The 23038-nt window shown below is 61.3% G+C and carries 20 protein-coding genes and 5 pseudogenes; 8 read left to right on the top strand and 17 right to left on the bottom strand.

Annotation, left to right across the window (positions count from 1 at the left end):
• Nucleotides 1–4 precede the first annotated feature (4 nt).
• Genes PZN02_RS30845 through traI form a run of 4 tightly spaced genes read right to left on the bottom strand, consistent with a single transcriptional unit; the run spans nt 5 to nt 2281 of the window.
• Nucleotides 5–304 carry a conjugal transfer protein TrbD gene (locus tag PZN02_RS30845; protein ID WP_280663360.1) on the bottom strand — a complete coding sequence of 100 codons (300 nt, stop codon included), beginning with the start codon at nt 302–304 and terminating at the stop codon, nt 5–7.
• The gene (locus PZN02_RS30840; RefSeq protein WP_280663359.1) at nt 297–680 is read right to left on the bottom strand and encodes a TrbC/VirB2 family protein; all 384 of its coding nucleotides are present in this window, start codon (nt 678–680) and stop codon (nt 297–299) included. The genes PZN02_RS30845 and PZN02_RS30840 overlap by 8 nt, the downstream gene beginning before the upstream one ends.
• Nucleotides 670–1647: a P-type conjugative transfer ATPase TrbB gene (trbB, locus tag PZN02_RS30835; protein ID WP_280663358.1), complete on the bottom strand. Its 978-nt coding sequence runs from the start codon at nt 1645–1647 to the stop codon at nt 670–672. Before trbB ends, PZN02_RS30840 begins: the two co-directional genes overlap by 11 nt.
• Before the next feature lie 10 nt (nt 1648–1657).
• On the bottom strand, nt 1658–2281 hold the full coding sequence (gene traI / locus PZN02_RS30830; RefSeq protein ID WP_280663357.1) for an acyl-homoserine-lactone synthase: 624 nt from the start codon (nt 2279–2281) through the stop codon (nt 1658–1660).
• Nucleotides 2282–2764: 483 nt separating this feature from the next.
• Between traI and repA the strand changes: the two genes are divergently transcribed.
• From repA to repC, 3 genes are all read left to right on the top strand, one after another.
• Nucleotides 2765–3988, top strand: coding sequence for a plasmid partitioning protein RepA (gene repA / locus PZN02_RS30825; protein ID WP_280663356.1), 1224 nt, complete (start codon nt 2765–2767; stop codon nt 3986–3988).
• A gap of 56 nt (nt 3989–4044) precedes the next feature.
• On the top strand, nt 4045–5025 hold the full coding sequence (gene repB, locus PZN02_RS30820; RefSeq protein ID WP_280663355.1) for a plasmid partitioning protein RepB: 981 nt from the start codon (nt 4045–4047) through the stop codon (nt 5023–5025).
• Nucleotides 5026–5182: 157 nt separating this feature from the next.
• Nucleotides 5183–6397: a plasmid replication protein RepC gene (gene repC / locus PZN02_RS30815; protein ID WP_280663354.1), complete on the top strand. Its 1215-nt coding sequence runs from the start codon at nt 5183–5185 to the stop codon at nt 6395–6397.
• Nucleotides 6398–7523: 1126 nt separating this feature from the next.
• On the opposite strand, the pseudogene PZN02_RS30805 reads toward repC, so the two are convergent.
• Nucleotides 7524–8300: pseudogene (locus PZN02_RS30805) on the bottom strand (site-specific integrase); the annotation flags it as partial.
• A gap of 338 nt (nt 8301–8638) precedes the next feature.
• On the opposite strand from PZN02_RS30805, the gene PZN02_RS30800 reads away from it, so the two are divergent.
• On the top strand, nt 8639–9553 hold the full coding sequence (locus PZN02_RS30800; RefSeq protein ID WP_280663352.1) for a nucleotidyltransferase and HEPN domain-containing protein: 915 nt from the start codon (nt 8639–8641) through the stop codon (nt 9551–9553).
• A gap of 27 nt (nt 9554–9580) precedes the next feature.
• Here PZN02_RS30800 and PZN02_RS30795 read toward each other — a convergent pair.
• From PZN02_RS30795 to PZN02_RS30770, 6 genes are all read right to left on the bottom strand, one after another.
• Nucleotides 9581–10529 (bottom strand): IS630 family transposase gene (locus tag PZN02_RS30795; RefSeq protein ID WP_280663351.1). Its coding sequence is split into 2 segments (ribosomal slippage): nt 9581–10192 and nt 10194–10529, totalling 948 coding nucleotides; the frame shifts between segments, so codons are not numbered across the junction.
• Between the two features lie 89 nt (nt 10530–10618).
• Entirely contained in the window at nt 10619–10795 is a 177-nt protein-coding gene (locus PZN02_RS30790; protein WP_280663350.1) for a hypothetical protein, read from the bottom strand.
• A 106-nt stretch (nt 10796–10901) separates the two neighbouring features.
• Nucleotides 10902–11819, bottom strand: a complete 918-nt coding sequence (locus tag PZN02_RS30785) for a recombinase family protein (RefSeq protein WP_280663349.1) — start codon at nt 11817–11819, stop codon at nt 10902–10904.
• Between the two features lie 510 nt (nt 11820–12329).
• The gene (locus tag PZN02_RS30780) at nt 12330–13445 is read right to left on the bottom strand and encodes a site-specific integrase (RefSeq protein ID WP_280663348.1); all 1116 of its coding nucleotides are present in this window, start codon (nt 13443–13445) and stop codon (nt 12330–12332) included.
• Nucleotides 13442–13849: a type II toxin-antitoxin system VapC family toxin gene (locus tag PZN02_RS30775; RefSeq protein ID WP_280663347.1), complete on the bottom strand. Its 408-nt coding sequence runs from the start codon at nt 13847–13849 to the stop codon at nt 13442–13444. Before PZN02_RS30775 ends, PZN02_RS30780 begins: the two co-directional genes overlap by 4 nt.
• A complete protein-coding gene (locus tag PZN02_RS30770) occupies nt 13849–14103 on the bottom strand; it encodes a type II toxin-antitoxin system Phd/YefM family antitoxin (RefSeq protein WP_280663346.1) in 255 nt (84 codons plus the stop codon). Before PZN02_RS30770 ends, PZN02_RS30775 begins: the two co-directional genes overlap by 1 nt.
• A 235-nt stretch (nt 14104–14338) precedes the next feature.
• Here PZN02_RS30770 and PZN02_RS30765 point away from each other — a divergent pair, with 235 nt between their 5' ends.
• The 4 genes from PZN02_RS30765 to PZN02_RS30750 all read left to right on the top strand — a co-directional run bounded on the left by PZN02_RS30765 (nt 14339) and on the right by PZN02_RS30750 (nt 17348).
• Nucleotides 14339–15292, top strand: coding sequence for a DUF1403 family protein (locus PZN02_RS30765; RefSeq protein ID WP_280663345.1), 954 nt, complete (start codon nt 14339–14341; stop codon nt 15290–15292).
• A 2-nt stretch (nt 15293–15294) separates the two neighbouring features.
• Nucleotides 15295–15984, top strand: coding sequence for an SMC-Scp complex subunit ScpB (scpB, locus tag PZN02_RS30760; RefSeq protein ID WP_280663344.1), 690 nt, complete (start codon nt 15295–15297; stop codon nt 15982–15984).
• 291 nt (nt 15985–16275) lie between these two features.
• Entirely contained in the window at nt 16276–16596 is a 321-nt protein-coding gene (locus PZN02_RS30755; RefSeq protein WP_280663343.1) for a DUF1476 domain-containing protein, read from the top strand.
• 290 nt (nt 16597–16886) lie between these two features.
• Nucleotides 16887–17348, top strand: coding sequence for a hypothetical protein (locus tag PZN02_RS30750; RefSeq protein WP_280663342.1), 462 nt, complete (start codon nt 16887–16889; stop codon nt 17346–17348).
• 121 nt (nt 17349–17469) lie between these two features.
• Here PZN02_RS30750 and PZN02_RS30745 read toward each other — a convergent pair whose 3' ends face one another.
• The 6 genes and pseudogenes from PZN02_RS30745 to PZN02_RS30720 form a co-directional block, all read right to left on the bottom strand.
• On the bottom strand, nt 17470–17748 hold the full coding sequence (locus tag PZN02_RS30745; RefSeq protein WP_280663341.1) for a hypothetical protein: 279 nt from the start codon (nt 17746–17748) through the stop codon (nt 17470–17472).
• A 143-nt stretch (nt 17749–17891) separates the two neighbouring features.
• Nucleotides 17892–18332, bottom strand: coding sequence for a DUF2267 domain-containing protein (locus PZN02_RS30740; RefSeq protein WP_280663340.1), 441 nt, complete (start codon nt 18330–18332; stop codon nt 17892–17894).
• A gap of 204 nt (nt 18333–18536) precedes the next feature.
• A pseudogene (locus tag PZN02_RS30735) lies at nt 18537–18857 on the bottom strand (ATP-binding protein); the annotation flags it as partial.
• Nucleotides 18854–20360, bottom strand: a pseudogene (gene istA, locus PZN02_RS30730) (IS21 family transposase). The pseudogenes istA and PZN02_RS30735, both read right to left, overlap by 4 nt.
• A 1066-nt stretch (nt 20361–21426) precedes the next feature.
• Nucleotides 21427–22516, bottom strand: a pseudogene (locus PZN02_RS30725) (amidohydrolase); the annotation flags it as partial.
• Between the two features lie 369 nt (nt 22517–22885).
• Nucleotides 22886–22954, bottom strand: a pseudogene (locus tag PZN02_RS30720) (hypothetical protein); the annotation flags it as partial.
• Between the last annotated feature and the right edge of the window lie 84 nt (nt 22955–23038).

Genomic DNA, 23038 nt, shown 5'->3' with positions numbered 1-23038 from the left:
CCCCTCAAAACCGGCGCCACGGTGACGTGGTCGCTTTGTAGTAAGGCTTGTATGAGATGTGGCGGACATAGACCTGGCGCATTAGCGGATCCGACTTTGCCATCATCCGGAGCAGTCCAACGATCACGATCCAGACGGCGACCCCAAAAAGCGCCGAGTAGACAGTCAGCACCACGAAGATCAGGATGACGGCGGCGAGACCCGTGAGCAGCACCAGTTCCCGATCGGCACCCATCAAGAGGTTAGGACGCGAAAGAGCACGGTGAATGCGGCTGCGCTGGAGGGCGGACAGGGGCTCAGCCATGAGCCCCCTCCCCTTCTGCATTTTGCCCGGTCGATGTGATCTGCTCGTCCGGCAGTCCGATCGAGGCACCGGTCGCGCCGAACAGGCCGACGATGTTGGTGGCGCCCAGCAGGATGCCGGCGACGAGGACGATATACATGAGCCGCCGCGCGAAATCGTTGAGCTCACCCCCGAAGATCAGCATGCCGCCGGCGATAGCCACCGCGGCCAGCGCGATGGCGCCAGCGACCGGACCGGTGATCGACTCCTGAATCTGCTGCAGCGGTCCTTCCCATGGAAGGCCGCCGCCGGAGCTGGCGACAGCCGGCACGACAGAGGCAAAAACCAGGGGAGCTGCAAGCAGCGCAATGGCGACAACTGCATTCTTACGCGACATGGCGCGTCTCCTGTTCTTCGGTGAGCTGCTCGGATTCGACTTCGTATCGGCCGTTGACGTACCGCTCGACCTGGATGATGTCGCGGACGCGCCGTCCGCGCGGGGTCCGTTCAATCGAGATGACGAGATCGACCGCTTCGCCGATCACCTCGTGCATGGGCTGATGGCTGGCCTCGGCGGTAAGTTGCTCAAGGCGGCGGAATGCCGACATGGCGGTGTTCGAGTGGATAGTAGCGACGCCACCCGGATGGCCGGTGTTCCACGCTTTGAGCAGTGTCAGCGCAGCCCCGTCGCGGACCTCGCCCACGACGATCCGATCTGGGCGCAGGCGCATTGTGCTCTTGAGGAGCCGGGCCATATCGACCGTATCGCTGGTATGAAGAAGTACGGCATTTTCGGCCGCGCACTGGATTTCGGCGGTGTCTTCCAGAATGACGAGCCGGTCTTCTGGAGCGCTTTTCACGATCTCGTCGATCACAGCATTCGCGAGCGTCGTTTTGCCGGAACCCGTTCCCCCGGAAATGATGATGTTGAGCCTGGAGGAGATCGCGCTGCGTATCGTCGACGCCTCGTACTCCGTCATCACGCCTGAACGCACATACTCATCGAGCGGGATAAGACGCGACGCACGACGGCGAATGGTGAAAGCAGGTTTGGCGACCACTGGCGGCAAAAGACCTTCAAAGCGGTGGCCACCGATCGGCAGCTCTCCGGAGATGATCGGCTGTTCCGTGTCGACCTCCGACTGAAGCGCATGCGCAACGGTACCGATCACCATTTCGGCCGCGGCCGACGACATCTCGCCCGCCGGGGCTACCCCGTGCCCGAGACGCTCGATGAATAACCTTCCGTCCGGATTGAGCATGATCTCGACCACGGTCGCGTCGTCTAGGGCAACACAGAGCTGGTCGCCGAGCGCCTCCTGAAGTTTGCGCACAAGACGAGGGTGAGAGCGAAGCTGGTTCACGGATTTCTCCTTATGCTGCCTTGCTGACAGGGCTGAAATCAGAGCGGTAGGTGGAAGGGCGAAGCTTCTGGAAAGTGCCGGCGTCGGCGGACAGGATCCCCGCCACGGCCACAGTCACGCCGATCTTCTTGGGTTCGGCCAGCCGCTGAAGCGGCCAGCCGACACGCGCGAGGATCCGCTCGAAGCGGAGGTCAGTGACCGTCACGATTTCGGTTAAGCACTTCGACATGCACCATTCGATGATGCCCGCGAACATGGTCAGAGTTGCCTCGTGAATGGAACCGTCCCCCCTACCCTCGGAAAGGGAGGTATCCACGCAAAAGCGCGAGCTCTCGACCATGGATGAATGAGCGCTGAACTGCCCGGCAGAAAGGAGCGAGGGGAAAACGCTCGCCACCATCGTTGGGCCCAGTGCAGGAAGAAGGCGGGCACATCCAGCCAATCGGCCCATCTTGGCGACGGCTAAAATGTAAGTCGGTTGGATGTCGTCGAAAGCATCCGACTCACAGCCTCCTGCAACATTGACTTCCCAACCCAACCGATCGGAAAAGACGCGGGCGCGCAGCTGATGATGGCTGTGGAGAAGCCGAGCTTCCACGGTATTCCGGGGCTTTGAGATCGCGAGAACCTGCATGAATTTCTCCGTCGTTGAACATCGTCGCGGAGATGAGCACGGATCCGAATCGCTGGGCAGTTGTAGAATTCAACAGGGTTGTGCAGGCGGTGATTCGGGCGTTAGTTTGGGTGAAAGACGTGGCGTGGCCCTCCCAATTGCAGGATTCACAGGAGACCAGTTGGGAATGGATCCACAAAGGCTGAGTCGGGTGAGTCGCTGGGAGAATATGACCGCTATTTCGAAGTGGCGTTTCGTGGTCAGGGAAACGGCCGTGGTTCTCCCCTGGAAAACTCGCTGGCGCTTAGCGGAGCGCAAGCGGCCTTCTAAGTGCATAGGAATAAAGGAGAAACACGTGTGTATTGCCCCCGAGCGGGGCCCGCTCGGGACGGGGTATTAACCCTTTGTTAACTCTATATTCCTTGTCAGCCGGCTAGAATCGCACATAATAACGATTATGTTGGTTCTCGGACCGAAAAACCGTTATTCGAGAGTTCCCTTGCAATGAACGCTAATTCGCCGTCCATCGCTCCCGCACAGCCGATGCATTTCGAGGAGCTCATCCTCGAACAGGGCGATCTGATTTCTAAGAAGCTGCATCTCTTGAGCATGCAGCAGTTCCCGCCGAATGCTAAGAAACTGCTTCGCCAGTTCTCGCTTTCGGAAGTGGCGCAGTTCCTGGGCGTCTCGCAAAGCACGCTGAAGAAACTCCATCTTGAGGGAAAGGGCCCCCTCCCCCAGACATCGTCGTCGGGTCGCCGTTCTTATAGTGCCGAACAGATGGCGGAACTACGTAAGTATCTCGATCAGCATGGACGATCGGAAGCCAGGAACTACGTGCCGCACCGTCGGGCGGGCGAAAAGCTCCAGGTCATTGCCGTTGTCAATTTCAAGGGCGGTTCGGGCAAGACGACGACGGCCGCCCATCTCGCGCAGTACATGGCGTTGACCGGGCACCGTGTCTTGGCGGTGGATCTCGACCCGCAGGCATCACTTTCGTCACTTCACGGTTTTCAGCCCGAGCTCGACATGTCGCCCTCGCTCTATGAGGCGCTCAGATATGACGATCAACGCCGATCGATCAGCGAGATCATCCAGCCTACCAACTTCCCGGGCCTCGATATTGTGCCTGCGAACCTCGAACTTCAGGAGTACGAGTACGACACGCCGCTTGCGATGTCGAACAAGAGCTCGAATGATGGCAAGACCTTCTTCACGCGGATTTCGCGCGCGCTGGCGGAAGTCGACGACCGCTACGACATTGTCGTCATCGACTGCCCTCCCCAGCTCGGCTATCTCACGATCACGGCGCTGACTGCGGCGACGAGCGTCCTAATCACGATCCATCCGCAGATGCTCGACGTCATGTCGATGGGCCAGTTCCTTTTGATGCTGGGCGGGATCCTGAAGCCTATCCGGGACGCGGGTGCTGCGGTCAATCTCGAATGGTATCGCTACCTGATCACCCGGTACGAGCCAACGGACGGGCCGCAGGCGCAGATGGTGGGCTTCATGCAGACCTTGTTCCACCAGTTCGTGCTGAAGAACCAGATGCTGAAATCGACAGCGGTTTCAGACGCCGGCATCACCAAGCAGACACTTTACGAAGTCGACAAGAGCCAGATGACGCGGTCCACCTATGAGCGCGCGATGGACTCCTTGAACGCGGTCAACGCCGAGATCGCCGAACTCGTCCATGCCTCCTGGAGCAGGAAGGTTGTCAGTTGAGAAGCGTAAACTTCCCCGGGACGGTCCGGTAGATCGTAGGCAAACGGAGCAGGCAGATGGCGAGAAAGAACCTACTGGCGGGACTGGTAGATGCAGCGGAAATGCCGCACGCAGACGTTGCGACCACCTATCCGATGCGCGGCGCCTCGAAGAGCATGGTGCGCTCGCTCGACGAGTTGTCGCGCCAGGCCGATAAATTTCTCGAAGGAGAAACGGTCGTCGAGCTCGAACCTGAGACACTCGATAGTTCGTTCGTCTCTGATCGCATGGACGATAATCCCGAGCAGTTCGAGGAATTGAAGCAGGCGATCGCCGAGCGCGGGCAGGATACGCCTATCCTTGTGCGCCCTCACCCGTCGGCAGCCGGCCGTTACCAGATCGTCTTTGGACATCGCCGCGCGCGCGTTGCCCGTGAGCTCGGCCGCAAGGTCAAGGCGGTCGTAAAGGCGCTAGATGACCGTACGCACGTTATCGCCCAGGGACAAGAAAACTCGGCGCGCGCCAACCTCTCCTTCATCGAACGCGCGAACTTCGCCTCGCACCTCGAGAAGCTTGGCTATGACCGGGCAATCATAGGATTGGCGCTTGCTGCCAATGCGGCCGCCATCTCGAAAATGATCGCCGTAACAGATCGTATTCCTGAAGAGACAATCGCAAGGATCGGGCCCTGCCCGACAGTCGGCCGAGAACGCTGGGTCGAGCTGTCATTGCTTGTGGGCAAAACTGCCAACCAAGAGAAGGTGAAGGCGATCGTCTCCGATCCCTCCTTCGACGAACTGAGCACCGACGAACGCTTCAATGCCCTGTTTTCTAGTCTGAACAGCGCGGCGAAGCCTGTCCGAAAGGCAGCCCCCAAGATCATGGAGAACTGGCAACCGACGGACAAGACCGTCTCCGCTAAGTATTCGAACTCCGGCAAGGCTTTTGCCTTGTCCATGAAATCAAGGAATGCCGGCCCCTTTGGGCGGTATCTCGCAGACAACCTGGACCGGCTCTATGCCGAGTTCCTGGCGCAGGGTAATCGGAAGGAAGACTGAGCACGCAAAAGAAAAAGGCCCCCAGACGGTAACCATCGTGGAAGCCTCTCTCATCGTTTAGCAGCCTGAGAATCGCATTTCCACGAATCGCAGTCAAGAGTCTTTGGCACCGGAACGGGTGAGCGGACGTCTTTTGCCTGAAGATAGGTGAAAGAAGATGCAAGATGGAAGTGTGACGACGCCCTTCGGGCGGCGATCGATGACGCTTGGCATGTTGGCAAGCCAATACATGTCACGCGAAATCGAACCTGAGACATCGGCCGACAAGTGGAAGCTGTTTCGAGCGCTCTGCGCAGCTAAGCCGAAGCTCGGCATCAGCGAGCGAGCGCTCTCGGTTATGAGCGCACTTTTGAGCTTTTATCCCGAGACGACTTTGTCCGAGGAAAACGGGCTCATCGTGTTTCCCTCTAACATGCAGTTGTCGCTGCGCGCGCATGGCATGGCCGAAGCGACGTTGCGGCGCCACATCGCAGCGCTCGTCGACGCTGGCCTTCTGGCACGCCGCGATAGCCCAAATGGCAAGCGCTACGCCCGCAAGGACGGCGACGGCGCGATCGATGAGGCCTATGGCTTTTCGTTAGCTCCGTTGCTGTCACGCGCACGCGAGATCGAGCAAATAGCTGCCAATGTCGAGATGGAGCGACTGCAGTTGCGTAGACTTCGAGAGCGCCTGACGATCTGCCGGCGCGATATCGGCAAGCTGATTGAAGTCGCCCTCGGGGAGGGAGTGGACGGCAATTGGGACGCGATACACCAGCACTACCGCAGCCTGGTGGTGACCATTCCTCGAGTGGCAACCGCCGCGACTGTTACCCCTATCCTCGAAGAGATGGAGATGTTGCGCGAGGAAATCTCCAACCTTCTGGAAATTAGGGTAAAAATCGAAAATTTGAGCGCCAATCCTGATCAAACTGAGCGGCACAAACAGAATTCAACTCCAGAATCCATTAAAGAACTTGAACTTCGCTCTCGACAAGAGCAGGGGGAGAAGCCGAGCCAAGCCATCGAGCCGCAGCGCGAGCCGATGAAGGCGTTTCCGTTAGGGATGGTGTTGCAGGCTTGCCCAACCATTTCAGATTATGGCCCCGGAGGCGCTGTGGCGAACTGGCGCGACCTGATGCAGGCCGCGGTGGTCGTCCGCTCAACGCTCCGCGTCAGTCCGTCGGCCTACCAGGATGCCTGCGAGGTCATGGGGCCCCAAAATGCATCCGCCATCATGGCCTGCATTCTGGAGCGAGCAGGGCACATCAACTCGGCCGGCGGATATCTGCGGGATCTGACATCTCGGGCAAAGCGCGGCGAGTTTTCGCTGGGGCGGGTGTTGATGGCACTACTCAGGGCGCGTGGCGGACGTGATCGATTGGCCTCCTGATCCAAGAACCTAGTTTGATCGACGGGAATCGATGCCTTCAGTTCTTGGGCGACAGCTTGTTGTCGGCTGACAAAATCGACAGATCAGTACGTTGAATCAACCGACTAGCGGACCTTATGTCTGACGCTGTCGCTTGCGGTGGTCTCGGCAGGGGAGCAACTCAGGTGATGCAAGTCGGTACGAATAGGGACTTCACAATGCATGCAGGAACTTTCGTCGGCGACATGGAGGACCCCAAAGGCAGGGACAAGCCCGAACCAGTTCGCAGCTCCCTCAGCATGTGCTCCAGAGGTTGGCGGCGACATTCGAGCACCGAACCAGAGATGGTTCCGCATGAAGTGGCTTGATCATTGATGCGCAGCGATGATCCTTTCGCGAGTCTGAGGTGCCAGGACGCTGCTGTGAAAAGCCGAATGCTACACCAGATCTTGCTTTTTTGGCCGTTTGCGAAGAATGGGGGCGACGTATTGCGTCCTCAAAACAGACTGCAAAAGTTGTCAGCTGACAAAAACGGACTTTTTTACAAATGAATCAACGTGTTAGTCCTAAGTTCTTTCCGTTTGCGGTTGAAGGAAGGTTTTCGGTCTCGAGGCGGGATCGCCTGTTTGTCGGACGCGAGGCGTAAAGTTGTTGGTAATGCACTTTGCAGCCAGTCAGACGATCGCGATTCAGGGCTTGCGACGTGGGTGACCTCCGAGCCGAACCAGGAGGACGCGTTTCGTCATTCTGCCAGAAGACCGTCGAACACTTCCAAGCATTAGTGATCGCTTGGCCCAGCGCATTTCCTGCGGCGGCGATCACAGCGTCGTCCATGTCGCGTGTTGCAAGTGCAAGGTCACCACCCTGATCGACAACGATTGATCGAGCGCGCTCTATCGCCCATTGGGCAAAATCTGCTCGGGATCCGATTGTTACCGTTTCCATATGAAACCCATACTCCTGGACCGGTCGCCAGTTGAAAGTTGTGTACCGCTACAGTTGTGGCCGCGGACAATCAACAGTGCGGTTCGACAAAGTGTGGCGCTGGGCTGTCTACGCCGCGTTATCTCGTGACGCAGGACGCGATGGTCTGGCTCGTCCTTCTGAGAATCCGATTGACCGACTGCGGCGATAGTCGCCCGCCGACCGAACACCAGCGCTTCAACGCGGTCACCGCCGGCCGATCAAGAGCACAGGTTCGTCATCGTCGCTCCTCGTCTTGGCGCGGCCGAGGTGGATACTGAGACAGGGGAGGGGAGGGGAGTTCCTGTCGGCCGGATCGGCACGTACCGGCTCCTCGTCGACGAAATTCTCGACACGCAATGCCGCCACTTCGGAGCGGCGCCGGCCGCCGGAGGCAAACGCGGTCAAAAGCAGCGCCCTATCACGCACGTCCACGAGCCGATCGCTGGCGCATGCCTCGAGAAGCCGCGCGAGTACGTCGCCAGTGACTGCCTTCCTGCTCTTGCGCTGCCGCGGCCGATCGCTGGCGCGAACAGCAAGCCGCAGGGCGGATCTCAGCGACGGCGCGCCAAAAGCGCCGGTCAGGCCACGCCAACGGGTGAGGATCAACCGGCTCGTTAGCCGTCTTGCACCGTGCGGGGCGTGCGGTCCCGTAGCCTTGAGCAGGCGCTCGGCACGCAATCCGGCCTCGACGGCCGCCGGAATGCCATGGGCGCCGGATCCTCGGCGCGCTTGCCCGGATCCCAGAGGTGGTAGGCAAAGAATTTCAGTGCTTCCGGCGCCGGCCAGGGGAGGGGGAGCCGGTCGCGAGCCGACGCCAGGCCTCGAGATAGCCGAGGTCGGAGGCGAGCGCCCGCAGTGTATTCTCGCCCATGCCCTCCTGCGCCAGGTGTTTGAGTGTGGCGACGTCGTCGTCGGCCAGCAGCGCGGCGAGCTGGTCGCGCTCGTCGAACGGCAGGATGGCGTAGCGTGCATCAAGCTCTTGGCGCGCCGGGCCCTCGAGGCGGCAGGCGCAGGCACGAGAAGACGAATATTCATGACGACCGCCTCAAAAGGGGCGTGCCCTGAGCCACCCTACCACGGGGCAGACCCGGTGACGGCTTCCCGCGCGTTCCCGCGCCCATGACGATCATGAGAGCGTAGGATTCTCGCCCCTCAGCAACGCCATCGCCGTCGCCCGCGACTAATAATTCTATTAGTCGCGCACAACGGGCGAACAGGACATGTTGGGTCGGCAGGCCGAGACGGCAGTTTACCGCCTCCGGGAATTTCGACGATTCGCTGGCATGAGCACTCCCCATGAAATCCACCCTCGAGCATTTGCCGGAAGACAAGCAGCGGGAGCTCGCCCGCGTCGTCGAGATCATTCACGAGGAGTTTTCCGATGCGCTCGAGGGCAGCTCCACTGCTTTCAAGAAGCGCGGGCGGATCCTGAAGATCATTCTGTTCGGCTCCTATGCCCGCGACACCTTCGTCGACGATCCGCACACGATGAAGGGCTATACCTCGGACTTCGACATTCTCGTCCTCGTCAGCAACCGCAAGCTCGCCGAGCCGCAATACTGGAACAGGGCCAGCGACCGGTTGAAGTGGGACAAGGCCATATCGCCGCTGGTCGGGCTGATCGTGCACGGTGCGAGAGAGGTCAACAACTACCTCGCGGAGGGACGGTTTTTCTTCGTCGATATCCTGCGCGAGGGGATTGTGCTATACGAACTCGACGAGCGGCCGCTCGCGGAACCGAAGGCGCTTGGTCCGGGCGATGCTCTCAAGATGGCAAGGGAGCATTTCGACAGGCAACACAGCAGCGCCCAACGGTTCCTTGAGCTTAGCCGTGTGGCAATCTCCCGCAACTGGGATATTCACGCGGCGTTCCTGCTCCACCAAGCCGTTGAGGCCGCTTATCCCGCTCTGCTGCTGACCCTGACGAACCACAGCCCTCCCTCGCATAACCTGACGTTCCTGCGCGGTCTGGCCGAAGACCGAGACCGGCGGCTCGTGGAGGCTTGGCCGCGCGAACAGCACCTCCACACCGTCTGGTTCAAAGTTCTCAATGAGGCCTATGTAAAGGCTCGCTATTCCCACCATTTTGAGATCTCGGAGGAGGCGCTGTGCTGGCTGATGGAGCGCGCCAACGTCCTGCTTCGCCTTGTCGAAAGCATTTGCCGCCAGCGGCTAGCGATACTCGAACGGGCAGCGGGTCGGGCAGACTGATCTGTACGTGGGACAGATTAGAGCGTTTCATGTTTTGACGGAAGCGTAGCCTGCGTTGGCCAGATAGTTTGAGCATTCGTCTGGGTGGATTGTTTGGACGAGCGCTCCGATGTGTCGCCAGGTATCTTCAACGGTTCGCTTCTGGGCTTGCCGCATCCAGTGCTTGATCTTGGAGAAAGCCTGCTCGATCGGATTGAGATCCGGCGAATAGGGCGGCAGGAACCAGAGCCGTGCACCGGCCGCCTTTATGATCTGCCGGATAGCTGCCGATTTGTGGCTGCCGAGATTGTCCATGATGACGATATCGCCGGGTTTGAGCGCGGGCACGAGCTGTTGCTCGACATAGGCGCGGAAGCACTGGCCGTTGATCGGTCCGTCGAAGACACAGGGAGCAGTCAGCCGATCGCTGCGCAAGGCACCGAGGAAGGTCAGCGTCCGCCAGTGGCCGTGCGGAGCAAAGGCACGCAGGCGCTTGCCCTTTGGTCCCCAGCCTCGAAGCGGCGTCATGTTGGTCTTGATCCAGGTCTCGTCGATAAACACCAGCCGCTCAGGATCGAGATTGCGCTGAAAGGTCTTCCATCGCTCCCGCCTGCGAGCGATGTCGGCGCGGGCTTGCTCAAGGGCGAACAGCGTTTTTTTTGAAGCGCAGTCCCTCGCGCCGGATGAATTCCCAGATCGTATTGTGGGAGACCGTGACGTCGCGTCTTGCCAGTTCATCCTTCAAGCCATGCAGCGTCAGATGCGGGTTCTGATTGAGCCGCTCGGCAATGAAGGCGCGATGCGGTTCCAGAACACGCTTGCGATGGCCGCCCATCTTGCCCGGTGCGCCAGAACCGGTCGCGCGATAGCGCTGCGACCATTTCACCACGGAAGAGACGGCAACTCCGAAGCGCGCCGCCACCACACGGCTGGTCTCGCCGCTCAAAACCGCTGCCAAAACGCGGTCGCGAAGGTCGTTCGATAAGGGTCGCGTCATCCGATGCTGGCCTCCTTCCAGCCAGCATCTTGAATCACAGGAACGACGATTCGGGAATCGGCAACGATTCAATCAAACCCGGAAACGCTCTAGGTGGCGCGGTGAGCATGATCCTCGAACGAGTTCCTCGCCCAAGCGAGCACGTTCAGGACGAGCGCATCGAGGTCGGCCTGCGCGGGCGTGGGGGCGATCACCCATGCCTCGGGGAAGGCAGGCAGCGAGAGCATCGCCGTGTCGCGCGTCGGCTTCGAGAGCGACTCTGGCACGTAGCCCACGCCCTGCGACGACGAGTTCAGCCACCAGAGCGAACCCTTTGCGGCGCTCTGCGGAAAGCGCGCCTTTGCAAGCTCGGTCGCCTTATGAACCAGGCTCTCAGGAGCGAACCAGCCCGAGGCGGCGGGCCCCGTCCAGCAGTGACCTGACCGAAGAAGGTTGCCATTTGCGCCCACCGCGTGGCGGGCGCTCATGCATCTGGTCCAATTGGGCGGCAATGTCGCGGAGCGACAAATCGGGATCGGCGATGGCGATCCCCGCAACCAGCCGCATCAGGTGATCCTCAGGCGGCCGGCGCGGCGATCGGGCAACCAGTGCTGGTTCCGCGAGCTTTTCGCGCACCAATCGATGCACCGCCCGACGCAAGCGTTCGACCGTCCAATCGTGGCCCCTCCGATTGAGGATCCGCACAACATTGTCCCAACTGTGCTGCGGTCGGAGCCGACGTACGGTAGGCAGCCATGTCTGCGCCGACGAAATCAGCTCATCCAGGTAGGCCCGCTCGCGTGCTACAGAGACCGCACGGACCGCCTCTGGTCGGCGTTCCCGAAGCCCGGGATTGCCGGCAAGCCGGCCGCGCGCCTTGGCGGCTTTCATGCCGGCCTTCGTGCGCTCCGCGATCAGCGCGCGCTCAAGCTGGGCAACGGCGCCGAGCACCTGCAACGAAAACATTCCCTGCGGCGTGGAGGTATCGATCGGATCGCGCAGAGAGCGAAAATGCACGCCGCGCTTCTCCAAATCCTCGATGACGTCAAGCAGGTGGCTGACGGAGCGGGCGAGGCGGTCGAGGCGGACGACAACAAGGACGTCACCGGCGGTGAGATCCTTCAGCAGCTTTATTAGAACCGGCCTTGCGCGGGATGCGCCGGATCCGTGTTCCTGATGGATGCGATGGCAGCCGGCCGCGCGCAACTCATCGACCTGGGCGTCGTTGAGCTGATCGTCCGTCGAAACGCGGGCATATCCGATCAGCCTTTGCGGCAGGGGAGGGGGACTGAGGGTCGCAGCTTTCGCCATCGGATTTTATTGGCCGTCCAAAGTGTTTTGTACAGATAAGAAATGCGTCAGAAAACGTTCCTTTGCGAGCGTGTTTTAAGCTCAAAACAGAAGGCCGTACAGCACGAAATCGGGTCTGCAGCGAGCACCGGGCCGTCGAAGGTCGGAAAACTGCGCCAGCGGCCTTCTGTGGCCGAAACGCCGCAAAACCAGCCGTTTTGAAGGAGGCCGAGCTCCGCCCTGTCGCTTCAGGCGAGCTTTGACACTGAAAAACTGTCCGGTGGCGCGCCGCGTCGGCCGCTCGGGAGAGGTCCAGTCCACCCCATCAGGCAAATGAGTCCGCTGAACAAGGGCTGAGGAAGGGGCTGAAAATGCCCGGATTTCCAGGCGAATCCGCCGATCCAGGGCGACCGACACTAGGCGATTTGCGCCTCTGTGGCTTTTACTTCCCGATTTCAATTGAAGCGCTAGGCTGAAATCCCTGGACGCAGATTTGACCTAACGGTTTCATACCGGGGAGGGGAGGGGCCTTTACAGCCCCGAGGCCTTGGTGAGATTGACCCGAAAGCGGTCGCGGCGGCGCTGGTACTTGCGGGTCATTTCCGCGCTGGCATGGCCGAGCTGCTTCTGGACGTAACGCTCGTCGACTTCGGCCGAGGACGCGAGGCCGGCACGTAGCGAATGCCCCGAGAATTTCTCGGCCCGATCGCCCTCGCTCAGATCCCCGCGAACACCGGCGGCAAGTGCCGCCTTCTTGACGAGACGTGCCACCTCCCGGTCATTCAATCGGTCCGGCCCGACGTCCTTGCCCTGGCCCCGGACCCGGCGGAAGAGGGGACCTTTGGCGATCCGGGCGAACTTGATCCAGGTCTCGATGGCGACGACGGGGCAAGTCGTGTCCGACGAGCCGCGGCCGATCTCGACCTCGCGCCAACCGGTCTTGCCGCGCAGGATGACCAGCAGGCCCTTGTCGAGGATCTCGATCCAGCCCCGGCCGTCTTCCGTCTGATCGCGGCCGAGGTCAAGTCCGACGATCTCGGAGCGGCGCAGGCCGCCCGCAAAGCCGACGAGCAGCATCGCGCGGTCGCGCAGACCCCTCAATGTGCCGCGATCGAGAGTCTCGAGCATGGCGATCAAGTCTTCTGGAAGCACGGCTTCCTTCTGTCGGGGAGGGGCAGCGTGGGTGTTGCGGATGCCGGCGAGCACTGTGGCGACGTGCCGATCTTTGCGGTCCAGCGGCGTGCCGCGCTGCGCGTAGTTCCAGGATAGCGAAGAGAGACGGCGTTCGATTGTCGTGACCGAGTTGGGCTTGCGGTCGGCCGTTGCGGCGCCTGACGCGCAGGCGGTTATATAGAGGCCGACGACCTGGGGATCCGGGGGGAGGGGAGTGAGGTTCTGCCGGCGGCACCAGGCGGTAAAATGCTTCCAGTCGGAGGCGTAGGCCTTGCGGGTGTTGGCGGAGCTGGCAGCCTCGACATAACCGCGGGCCCGATCGGCGAGGCGATCGAGGTGCGCCGGCAGGGCGGCGTTCGCTTCCGGAACAGGGGAGGGGAGTGCAGTGCCACCAGGGTTCGTGTCGACCGTTACACCACCCGGCTGGGAGGGATCGACTTTTTGCGGTTCCGAGCTCGTCGCTGAGCCGCTCACGCCGGTGTCTCCCACGGATTGATCACAGATGCGTCCGTATCTTCAAAATCCTTGACGTTGCGCGTGACGAGGATCAGGTCGTGGACGATCGCAGTCGCAGCGAGGAGCCCGTCAATATCGCCACGCGGCCGGATCGCGGCGATGCGGCCCCATTCGACGGCGATCTGGTCGGTCACCGGCAGGATGCGGTCGCCGTGGTCGTGGCGCAGCTTGCGCAGCCATTCGGTGAGGTGAGCGGCGGCCTTCGGATCCGACTTCTGTTTCAGCGCAATGCCGCGCATGATTTCGCCGAGGGTCAGCGCGCTTAGATGGATGCTGAGCGGGTCGACCGAGCGCAGCCAGGCAACCGCCTGCGGCGTGCCGCGTCGCGCCTCCGAAACGATGTTGGTGTCAACCAGATACATCAGAAGGCCGCGTCGCGGCTTGGCGTCTTGGCGCGCGCCTCGACCGCATCGGCGAGCTCATCGTCCCAAGGGGGACCGCCGAGCAGATCGTCGACCAGCGTCGGTCGGCCGGCGCGCAGAGCGTCATAGTCGTGGGCGGACAGCACCACGGCCGTGCGCTCGCCACGCAGCGTGACAATCTGCGGCCCCTCGTGTCGCGCCTTCTGCACCACTTTCGAGAAGTGGTTCTTGGCGTCCTGCAGCTGCCATTCCATTGCTTTGTTCCAATCTAGCTAGACTGTCTAGCTATATACACCTGCTTCCCAACCGGTGAAAGCGCAAATTTCCACCGATCGAGGGCGATTTCGGCCTGATTCGGTGGACCTTTCTATAGAAGAAGAAAAACGTCCGATAAGGCAAGATTATCGGACATTATTGTTTGTTGACGGGCTGTGCGGTTTGCGTCGAAATCGATGGTGGAAACCGCACGACTTCGGTAAGCTTGTTGACATGGATTCGCTCGCGCTCCCGCCGATATCGTCGTCCGTACCACCCGCTCAGCTGCCGGGCTGGGCCATGCCGCGCGGCCGCGATCTCACGGAAGCGGACGCCGCCTTTGCCGCCGGCATCGCCTTGAAATCCCTCGATGATCTCGTTCGGACAGAACCGCACTGGGCCGGCTGCTGGCGATCCCGTCAGGCGCTGAAATGCGCCGCGGCCGCTGTTCGCCTGATGGGCCGAAACGAGCACGAACCGGCTTTGCGCGATGCCGTGCTGCTGACCGCTGCGGGCGACGATCCTGGCCCGGCCGGAAGGGTGTTTTTGGCCTACAGAAGGCTGAGCGGCCGAAAACCCGGCATTTCTTCGAAGGGCGTCGCCGAATTGGCTGATCTGCTCGGTCTGTCCTGGGATGACCGGCTGGCGGCGGCCGTCGATCATGCCGACAATGCCCGGCAGTCCGGTCGCGCCGCGCCCTTTGCCGCGGCGGACCTGGTGAGCGCCATCCACGCCGCCCGTCCGGATGCCGAGCCGCTCGCCTGGGCACTCGCCGATGCCCTGGTCGCCTCCATGCTGAAATGGCCGGCTCCCGTACCGCTGCTGATGGGAGAACGCTACGGGCCGGCCTTCCGAACGATCGGGGCCCGGGGACGTGTCCATCCCGGCGAGGTCGCTTTCCCGCGCACTGTCTGTCTGGCTCTGGTCGAAGGCACTGGTGCTGCGCTGCGGTCGGCCGGCGAGATTGCCCGGCGCGCGGAAAAGCTTCTTGTCGTCGCGCCGAAGGTCCGCACCAAGGGTGCCGAGAACGTCGTCCGCAAGTTGCTCGACGAGGATGCCGTGCCAGTCTCCGCGCCCGGCTCCAACCTCTCGCGCTGGGCGAGCACGCGTCTGTTTGAGCGGCTGGAGGGGGCTGGCGCCGTGTGTGAACTGTCCGGCCGGCCATCGTTCCGGATATACGGGTTGTGACGATGACCGGAGCGACTGCAGCAAAGTCATCGCGTAGCAAGACGAAGTCAGTGGGAGAGGTCCTGTTCGATCGCGAGCTGGAGGACCTGCCGCCGGAGCTTCGCTGGCGCGAATGGATGCTGCGCGTCGAGGCCGTGATCTTCGCCTCGGCCGAACCGGTCACCCGCGAGGCCTTGGTACGTGTGGTCGGCCGGGCCTGCAGCATCGATCTCGTGATCGACGACTTGCGGGAGGAACTGCGCACACGACCCTATGACATCGTCGCGGTTGCCGGCGGCTGGCAGCATCGCACCCGCGCGGCATATGGACCGGTAATCCGAGCTTCCGCCGCCCCGACCCGCTCTGGGGCGGCAAGCCTCTCCGAACACGAAGCGGCCGTGCTGATGGCAGTCGCCTATCTGCAGCCGGTCACGCGCGGGGAGTTGTCGAAAATCTTCGGTAAGGAAGTAAGCCGCGACACGATAGGGTCGCTTCGCGACGCCGGGTTCCTCGGCTCCGGACCACGTAGCCCCACACCTGGCGCGCCCTACACGTATGTGACGACCAAGCATTTTTTGTCGGTATTCGGCCTCGAGACGCTGCGCGACCTACCCGATCTCGAGCGGTTGGAGGACGCGGGGCTGCTCAGCCGGCAGGCGCTTGAGCAGGACGCGACCGCTGAGCCTGAGAGCCAAGCGTTGGAGGGTGAATGAGTTTCTAGTGGTGAAAACCTGACGCTTGATACCCGGGTCGATTCCGACCCGAAGTGGGCGTTCCCGACGGTCGGTCGGAAGATCCGGATTGCCCGCCATCACCCACCTTTCCGGGGTCAGAACAAGAACCGCACCGTTCCAGTTTGAGTCTGTAATCCTCGCCGATCATCTGCGTGAATGTCCTGATCTTGCCAACGACCTCCATTCGCGCCACTCTCGGCCGCGATTAGCCGGTCATCTTCTGGATGTCGGATGAAGGTCGAAACTCACAACCTTAACGAAGGCTAAGCGATGGGCAGCATAAAGGACCGGCAGGAAGGCTTCGAAAAGAAGTTTGCGATGGACGAGGAGCTGAAGTTCAAGGCGATGGCGCGGCGTAACAAGCTGCTTGGCCTGTGGGCCGCTGAAAAGCTCGGTAAAACCGGCGCGGACGCCGACGCCTATGCGAAGGAGGTGGTCCGCGCGGACTTCGAAGAAGCAGGGGACAACGATGTGCTCCGCAAGGTGCGCGCCGATTTCGACGCGGCTGGCGTCGCCCAGTCCGATCAACAGATACGCGTCATCATGGACGAACTGCTGGCGACCGCTGTCGACCAGATCAGGGACACCTGACTACCAGTGAGTTCTGACAGAAAAACCACCGACTGCGATCTCGGACTGGGATGTCCAATCCGCCGGCTTGGTGCTTCTAATAACCGCGGGCCGTGAAGAGGACGCTCGCGAGCGGGCTCGCAAGGGTATCACCAATCCCGGCAATTCCGGACCTTCGGTGGGATCGCCACGAAGATCGTCGAGCGTCGGTCCGCGTTCTCCGCGCAGGCTGTTGAAGCTTCTCCCAACCCTCTTGTCGATATCTCTAAGCGCCATACCTCTCAAAGAATACTCTAATATGAGAGGCAACGATGAAATACGAACCACGCGAACGATTGCAAACAGTTGCCGACGTCCACGCAGACATGCAGGGCCGGGCGATGACGCGACGTGAACGCCTTGCGCACTGGGCAGAGCTTTTGGAGAAAGCACCTGATCAGCGTCTCAGCACACTTTCGGAAACCGAGTATCAGCCGGCATGGGCGCGTGACGCGATGAGAAGCGCAGGTTCGCCGATCACGGTCGCATTTGAGGATCCGCTGCTTCGTGCGGAGGGCCTTCAGGATGATACCTATGCCGAGGCGAAGCGTTTCTTCGAATTGACCGATTGGGAGTTGCACCAGCTTGTTTGCAGCTGCCATTCCGGTGGGACGGTGCGGGCCGAGGCGGCTGCCCGATGTGTCCGCGAGATACTAGAACCCCGCCCCAGTCTGTTCGCCATGCTATTGAATGCGCTGCTGATTGTTGGATCCTCGAGATCCCATGCCGCTTGAGTCCGATCAGGGACTTTCTGGCAGGCGGTACCGGGCACCACGGTGACAGTCGAAAGCGGCATCGACCACTTTTCCGAGCATCCACGCATGACGGGAGCTGGCTCTGTGATCCCTGGCAGTCTCATCTGGAACGCACCGGTCCTTCGAAGAGCCCCAGATCATCGCGGCTGAAGGTCGCCAAGTGCCAGCAGACGACAGCGGTCGCTGCATCGAGCGTCTGATAAGTCAGCCTGTCCGGGCTGTCGATCCTGCGCAGAGCCTCATGATCGATGACGCCGGACCTGATAACTCGAGCTGCTCTGTCGCGGTCGCCACCGAATGCATCCTCGACGAGCTCGTGCGTGAGAATAATACCTTTGCGGGGGCCGCCACCGCCTTCGTTACGGGCCAATAGGATCATGGCGGCGCCGAGCTTATCGGTGGTTTCCTGGTCAGCCAGGATTTTCGAACGATGACATGGTATTTCTCCGACGAGGTGTACATACCCCCAGCAACCTTCTCGACGCATGGCAGGTGGATGACCTAACCCACCCTTTGGCCGGTCTATTGACGCTGGGTCGGGTCTGGCCAAAGTGCCCGTACATCCTGGGGCAGACTTTCACGGATCTTGCGGACTTCGCCGGGATCAAGGTGGTGCGACAGCACGTGAAATACCGTTTGCACCGCCTCCTTGGCATCGACCGGCCGGCTGAACGCGAGTTCCTCTTTCACCCGGCCAAGGAACTCGTCCAGGGTCCGCGACTGTACCGGCTGTTTGGAGGGCTCGTATTGATCGTAATAGGTCCCCCGCACGAGCAGCGGCAGTTGCGCGGAAAGATGAGCCGATAGGTCGGCGGACAAGCGATCGCGCAGGGTGTGAAGAACAGCGCTCAGGATATGCCATGCGCGCTGACGATCCGGCCCCTGGTGTTCCATGATTTCATCGAGCCAGATATGCGTGGTCTGGAGCGTCTTGTCGAAGACGGCGACACCGGAATCACTCATGATGCTCTCCTGAATTTGATGTGATGACGGCCGAACCGCAAGGAAGCGCCGATTTTCCAGTGTCCGGACCTTTCTCGAGGCCGTCGTGTTGGCCCGTCTAAAAGATCTAAGCGGCCTTCACCATTGAGCGCAGAGCGGCTGCACGTCGGACTTCTCGCAGCACTCCAGCAAAGTGGCCAATTCCGAACTTCGACTGGGCGACTACGCGGGACTGGCGAGCCAGCTATCGCCGGCGGCGATCGCCATGACCTGTGCCTTGGAGACCATCGGCACGGCGTCGAAGTCAAAGCTGTCGAGCGTCTTTCCCGGTGGCAATCACGCCTCGGCGAGATGGCGTTCGATGCGGCGGCGATCGCATTCGGCCAGTTCGTGCTCGGCGATCACCGACAGGAACCGGGCCGCTGGCCACCCTTCCTTGTCGGCCCGCTCGGCGAAGTCCGGCCAAAGGACCTTGATGGCCGGCAGGCGGAGTTCGTTGAGCAGCGTGCTGAGCGTGGCGGCGTCGATGGCAGGGGCGTTTCTCATGCGGCGTCCTCCAGATGACGAGCGTCGATCAGGGCCTCATAGCCCTGGAGGGAGGCGAGACGAACGTTGACGGTGGGCAACTGTGCCGGATCGGGCGCGAAGAAAGTCCTCAGCGCGACGATGTCCGGCAGTTCGCCCGCATCGAGTGTTTTAGCGAGCCGCTCTGCCAGTTCCCGCTCGCAGCCCCGATCGTGGGCCAAGGCCAGGAGCTCGACGGTGATCTTGCAGGCCTGCTTGTCGGAAAGCCGCTCGAGCAGGGTCTCGAAGGCCCTTCGGTATTCCTGCCGCGGAAACAGCTTGTCGCGATAGACAAGCTGAAGCAGCGCCATCGGCTTTTTGCGCAGCGAATGGAGACATGCCGATGATCGACCACCTGGTCGTGCTTGCCGCTGGCATGCGCACGCCCTCTTTGGAGAGTCATCAGATGCGTGCCGCCGATAAAGAGGTCAAGGCGCTCGTCGTAAAGGCGCACGCGCAGCCGGTGCCCGATGAGCCGTGACGGCACGGTGTAAAAGACCTTGCGCAAGGTGAAGCCGCCGCTGCGCGAGACCCGCACGACAACCTCCTCAAAATCGCTGGTGCGCGTTCCCGGCAACGGCTGCAGCGCCGCCCGCTCGGCGTCGATGCGCTTGCCATAGCGGGCATTACGACGGCTGACGATCTCATCGATGAAGCCGCGATAGGCAGCGAGATCGTCGAAGTCCCGGGTGCCGCGCAGCAACAGGGCATCGCGGATCGCATTCTTGAGGTAGCCATGCGGGCTCTCAATCGCACCGTTCTCGTGGGCAATGCCCTTGTTGTTGCGGGTCGGCGTCATCCGGTAGTGCGCGCAAAGCTCTGCGTAGCGCCGCGTCTGGTCCTCCTTGGCATCGGCATCGAGATTGCGGAAGGCCGCCGACAGGCTGTCGCTGCGATGGTAAAGCGGCGCGCCGCCAAGGAACCAGAGAGCGTTCTGTAGCCCTACGGCCAGCGCCACGAAGCTTTCGCCACCGAGGACGACGTGGGCGTGTTCGACGGAATAGGCGAGCCGGAAGTGATAAAGCAGGTGATCGAGCCGCTGGCCTGCCGATCGTGATCCCCAGTTCGTTCATGTTGGTGAAGTCGGAAAGCCCCAGTCGGCCGGGCTCATGAACCTGGCGAAAGATGACTTCCTGCTCGTCGCCATTGATGGCCCGCCAGGCACGGATCCGCCGTTCCATTGTCCGGCGAATGCCTTCGCTGAGGTCGGGATGGCGGCGCAACATCTCCTCGAAGACGGCGACCGGACGAATGCCATCCGCCTTCAGCAGCGGCACGACCTCGGCATCGAAGATGTCGGCGAGGGGGTCGGGACGCCGACGGCCGCGCGGCTTCTTCACTTGATGGCAGTTGCGCGTTCTTCTCGATGCGATAGGCCGTTGCTCTGCTGAGCGACGCCTTCGCGGCGGCGACCTCAACCCTGTGCTCTTGTCGTAACTTCATGAAAAGCCTCATCTGGTGATCGGTTATGTGACGACCTGGCACAAGGTGGTTCCCCGTTCTTCGAAGAACCCAACGTACCGGTCGAACCGCAATCACCAGATGAATCGGCGCGGCAGCAGCGGTAGAACTCCGTTCGGGCTACGCCCTCTCTGCGTTCCACCGCTGCTGCCGAGTCTCATCTTGATTGACGCTTCGTCTCATCTTGGTTGTCGCGCTGCAAAGGTCTTCGTTCGACCTCTGGATCGCCAATGCACAACCACGTACGTATACAACTCCCCCAGCCTTGCTCAACCAAGCTTTGGTCGGAGTCGTCCTTATCAGCGTCTTGGGCGACGGCTGGAGCTGGAGCGGTCATTACAATGGCCAACGCCGTGGCGGCAAGTATCGCTCGTGGCCAGTGAGACCGCAATTTTATCAGGAGCCTCGAGCGCCCCGCAGCGTCTTTTTCTGAGGTAGGCATTTTTCGTTTTCCCTTTGGATCATCACGGATTTGAAGAGGATCTGGTGTTATGTGCCATTGGGAGAGCCGGCGAATCGGCCGATATTCATGTGGTCGAGTCATAAGTTCTCCTGAATGTTTGTTTTACGAGAACCCTTATGGCGGCCTTAGCTGACCTGAAAGCTGCAGGCGGTCTGCAGGATGGCGATCCTGTCTGCCGATCGCAGCGAGATCCAACGGAGCTGGGGCGTCCCACGGGATGCGCAGCCTGTATTGCGTTCGGGCGAATGTCATGTGAACTCCTGGGCTAAAGACCGCGCGACGGGCCACGTCGGAACACGTATCATGGCTATGAATATGCAATTTGCATGCCACCAAACGGGTTGCGAGCAGCGACCGCAAATCGGCGGAGTCGCCCCCTGGCCGGCTTGATCCTAACCCCTAGGATGTCTGGATCTGAACACAGATTGTCGTCAATCGGACTCGGACAAAATGCTGTGACCAGCTTTGGCACCGGCTGACGCCAGAGTCCTCCAAGGCCGGCTCGGTAGCGCTTGCCATAGTTTACGATCGCACCGCGGTTCAGACGGACGTAGGTCAGGAGCTGCAACCCGAGATTATGAAGCCGTGCGATCGAGAACTCGCCTTTCAGTTCCCCTGTTTTGTATATTAAAGTTCCACTGTGGCGAGAGCGGCCTCGGCCTCCGCGAACAGCCGCGCCTCGTCGAGCCCGATGAATTCACCCCTGGCCCAGACAATGCGGCCGTTGATCATGGTCATGTCGGTCGGCATGCCGATGCCCACTTTGGCAATCAGGCTCAGCCGATCATGCCGTGTGCCGACGAAGTCCATCCGCCGTGTGTCGATTGCAAATAGGTCGGCGGCCATGCCGCGGGCGAGCCGACCGATGTCGCGGCGGCCTAGGAGGGCGGCACCACCGGCCGTGGCATAGTCGAGGAAATCGACCGGGGGCGGGACGGCATGCGCGCGCGTCGACGCTTTCAGGCACTGCAGCATGTAGGCGGAGTGCACGCAGTGCATCAGGTTTGAATTGTCGTTCGAGGCAGCTCCGTCACAGCCGAGACCCACCCGGAGACCGAAGGCCGACATGGCCGGAATATCCGTCACCTCGGCGCCGACCAGATAGACTGGCTCGGGGCAGTGAGCGACACCGGTTCCACTCGCAGCCATCGTTCGCAGTTCGTCATGGGTCAGTTCCCAGCAATGGGCATAGAAGGTATCGGGGCCGGCAAATCCGAGCTCCGCGCAGTAATCCACCGTCCGCATGCCGTGCCGGGCCTCGATGACCGGGCTCTCGCCTTCGCCCACATGCGTGTGCAGTTGCACGCCGATCGCGCGCCAGCGCCGCCGACTCCACGAAAGTCTCACGGTAGCAGTTGACCGGTTGGCACGGCGCGACGACGACCTGCCGCATGCTGAAGGGGTCGGCATCATGATAGGTGTCGATCAGGCGCGCGCAGTCGGCGATGAACTCGTCCGTCGTTTCCAGCATGGCGTCCGGAATGGTCGAGCCTTCGGATTTCGGCAGCGTGTTGCCGCCACGCCCCGCATGGAAGCGCATGCCCAAAAGGTCAGCGGCCTCGAACTGCCGGTCAATCAGCCGTTTGCCGGCGTGCTGCGGGAAGCAGTACTGGTGGTCGAACGCCGTGGTGCAGCCGTGCTTGACCAACTCGGCCATTGCCGTGAGCGAGGCATGGTAGAAGCAGTCCTCGGTCAGCCGCGAGAAGATCGGATAGATAAGCCTTTCCGGCCGCGCCACTGGACGAGCATTGCTGCCGGATAAAAGAATCGGGAGCGCAGGAACGGCCTGGGTCTGCTTCATGATCTCGGTTTCGCCGCGTCGCTTGGCGCGCTTCTGCAGGTCGATGTCTTCGAGACGGGCTTTGATCGTTCGGCGATGGGGCGGTTTGAGGCCGACCGACATAAAGTTCGTTTGCACATCCCGGACCAACTGCGAAAGTGCCGGACGGTTTCGCGTCAGGTAGTACCTGTTGATCGTCGTGCGGATGATCTCTTCCCGCCTGTCATCCAGCGCCCGGTGGCCCTCTGGTCCCCGCTTGCGGTCCACCAGCGACATGACCGTCCCACCGGTCCGAAACAGCTTGATAAGGCGGTACGCGGTTGCCCGACTGGTTTCGAGCTCGGTCGCAAGCAGTGTCACATCTGCGGTTGTCATTTTGCCAGGCCGATGCTTCAGGAATTCCCGAACCGCTTCTGCGCGCCGGCACGCTTCATCCCAAAGCGCTTCGTCGACCTCGTC

This window comes from Sinorhizobium garamanticum (assembly GCF_029892065.1).
GTDB lineage: Bacteria > Pseudomonadota > Alphaproteobacteria > Rhizobiales > Rhizobiaceae > Sinorhizobium > Sinorhizobium garamanticum.
Note: the sequence above shows the minus strand (reverse complement) of the source record. Positions and strands in the feature narration are given on the sequence as shown.

Coding starts and splice junctions, on each gene's coding strand:
- PZN02_RS30845 (WP_280663360.1), bottom strand. CDS start 304: ATGGCTGAGCCCCTGTCCGCCCTCCAGCGCAGCCGCATTCACCGTGCT.
- PZN02_RS30840 (WP_280663359.1), bottom strand. CDS start 680: ATGTCGCGTAAGAATGCAGTTGTCGCCATTGCGCTGCTTGCAGCTCCC.
- traI (WP_280663357.1), bottom strand. CDS start 2,281: ATGCAGGTTCTCGCGATCTCAAAGCCCCGGAATACCGTGGAAGCTCGG.
- repA (WP_280663356.1), top strand. CDS start 2,765: ATGAACGCTAATTCGCCGTCCATCGCTCCCGCACAGCCGATGCATTTC.
- repB (WP_280663355.1), top strand. CDS start 4,045: ATGGCGAGAAAGAACCTACTGGCGGGACTGGTAGATGCAGCGGAAATG.
- repC (WP_280663354.1), top strand. CDS start 5,183: ATGCAAGATGGAAGTGTGACGACGCCCTTCGGGCGGCGATCGATGACG.
- PZN02_RS30800 (WP_280663352.1), top strand. CDS start 8,639: ATGAAATCCACCCTCGAGCATTTGCCGGAAGACAAGCAGCGGGAGCTC.
- PZN02_RS30785 (WP_280663349.1), bottom strand. CDS start 11,819: ATGGCGAAAGCTGCGACCCTCAGTCCCCCTCCCCTGCCGCAAAGGCTG.
- PZN02_RS30775 (WP_280663347.1), bottom strand. CDS start 13,849: ATGTATCTGGTTGACACCAACATCGTTTCGGAGGCGCGACGCGGCACG.
- PZN02_RS30770 (WP_280663346.1), bottom strand. CDS start 14,103: ATGGAATGGCAGCTGCAGGACGCCAAGAACCACTTCTCGAAAGTGGTG.
- PZN02_RS30765 (WP_280663345.1), top strand. CDS start 14,339: ATGGATTCGCTCGCGCTCCCGCCGATATCGTCGTCCGTACCACCCGCT.
- scpB (WP_280663344.1), top strand. CDS start 15,295: ATGACCGGAGCGACTGCAGCAAAGTCATCGCGTAGCAAGACGAAGTCA.
- PZN02_RS30755 (WP_280663343.1), top strand. CDS start 16,276: ATGGGCAGCATAAAGGACCGGCAGGAAGGCTTCGAAAAGAAGTTTGCG.
- PZN02_RS30750 (WP_280663342.1), top strand. CDS start 16,887: ATGAAATACGAACCACGCGAACGATTGCAAACAGTTGCCGACGTCCAC.
- PZN02_RS30745 (WP_280663341.1), bottom strand. CDS start 17,748: ATGATCCTATTGGCCCGTAACGAAGGCGGTGGCGGCCCCCGCAAAGGT.
- PZN02_RS30740 (WP_280663340.1), bottom strand. CDS start 18,332: ATGAGTGATTCCGGTGTCGCCGTCTTCGACAAGACGCTCCAGACCACG.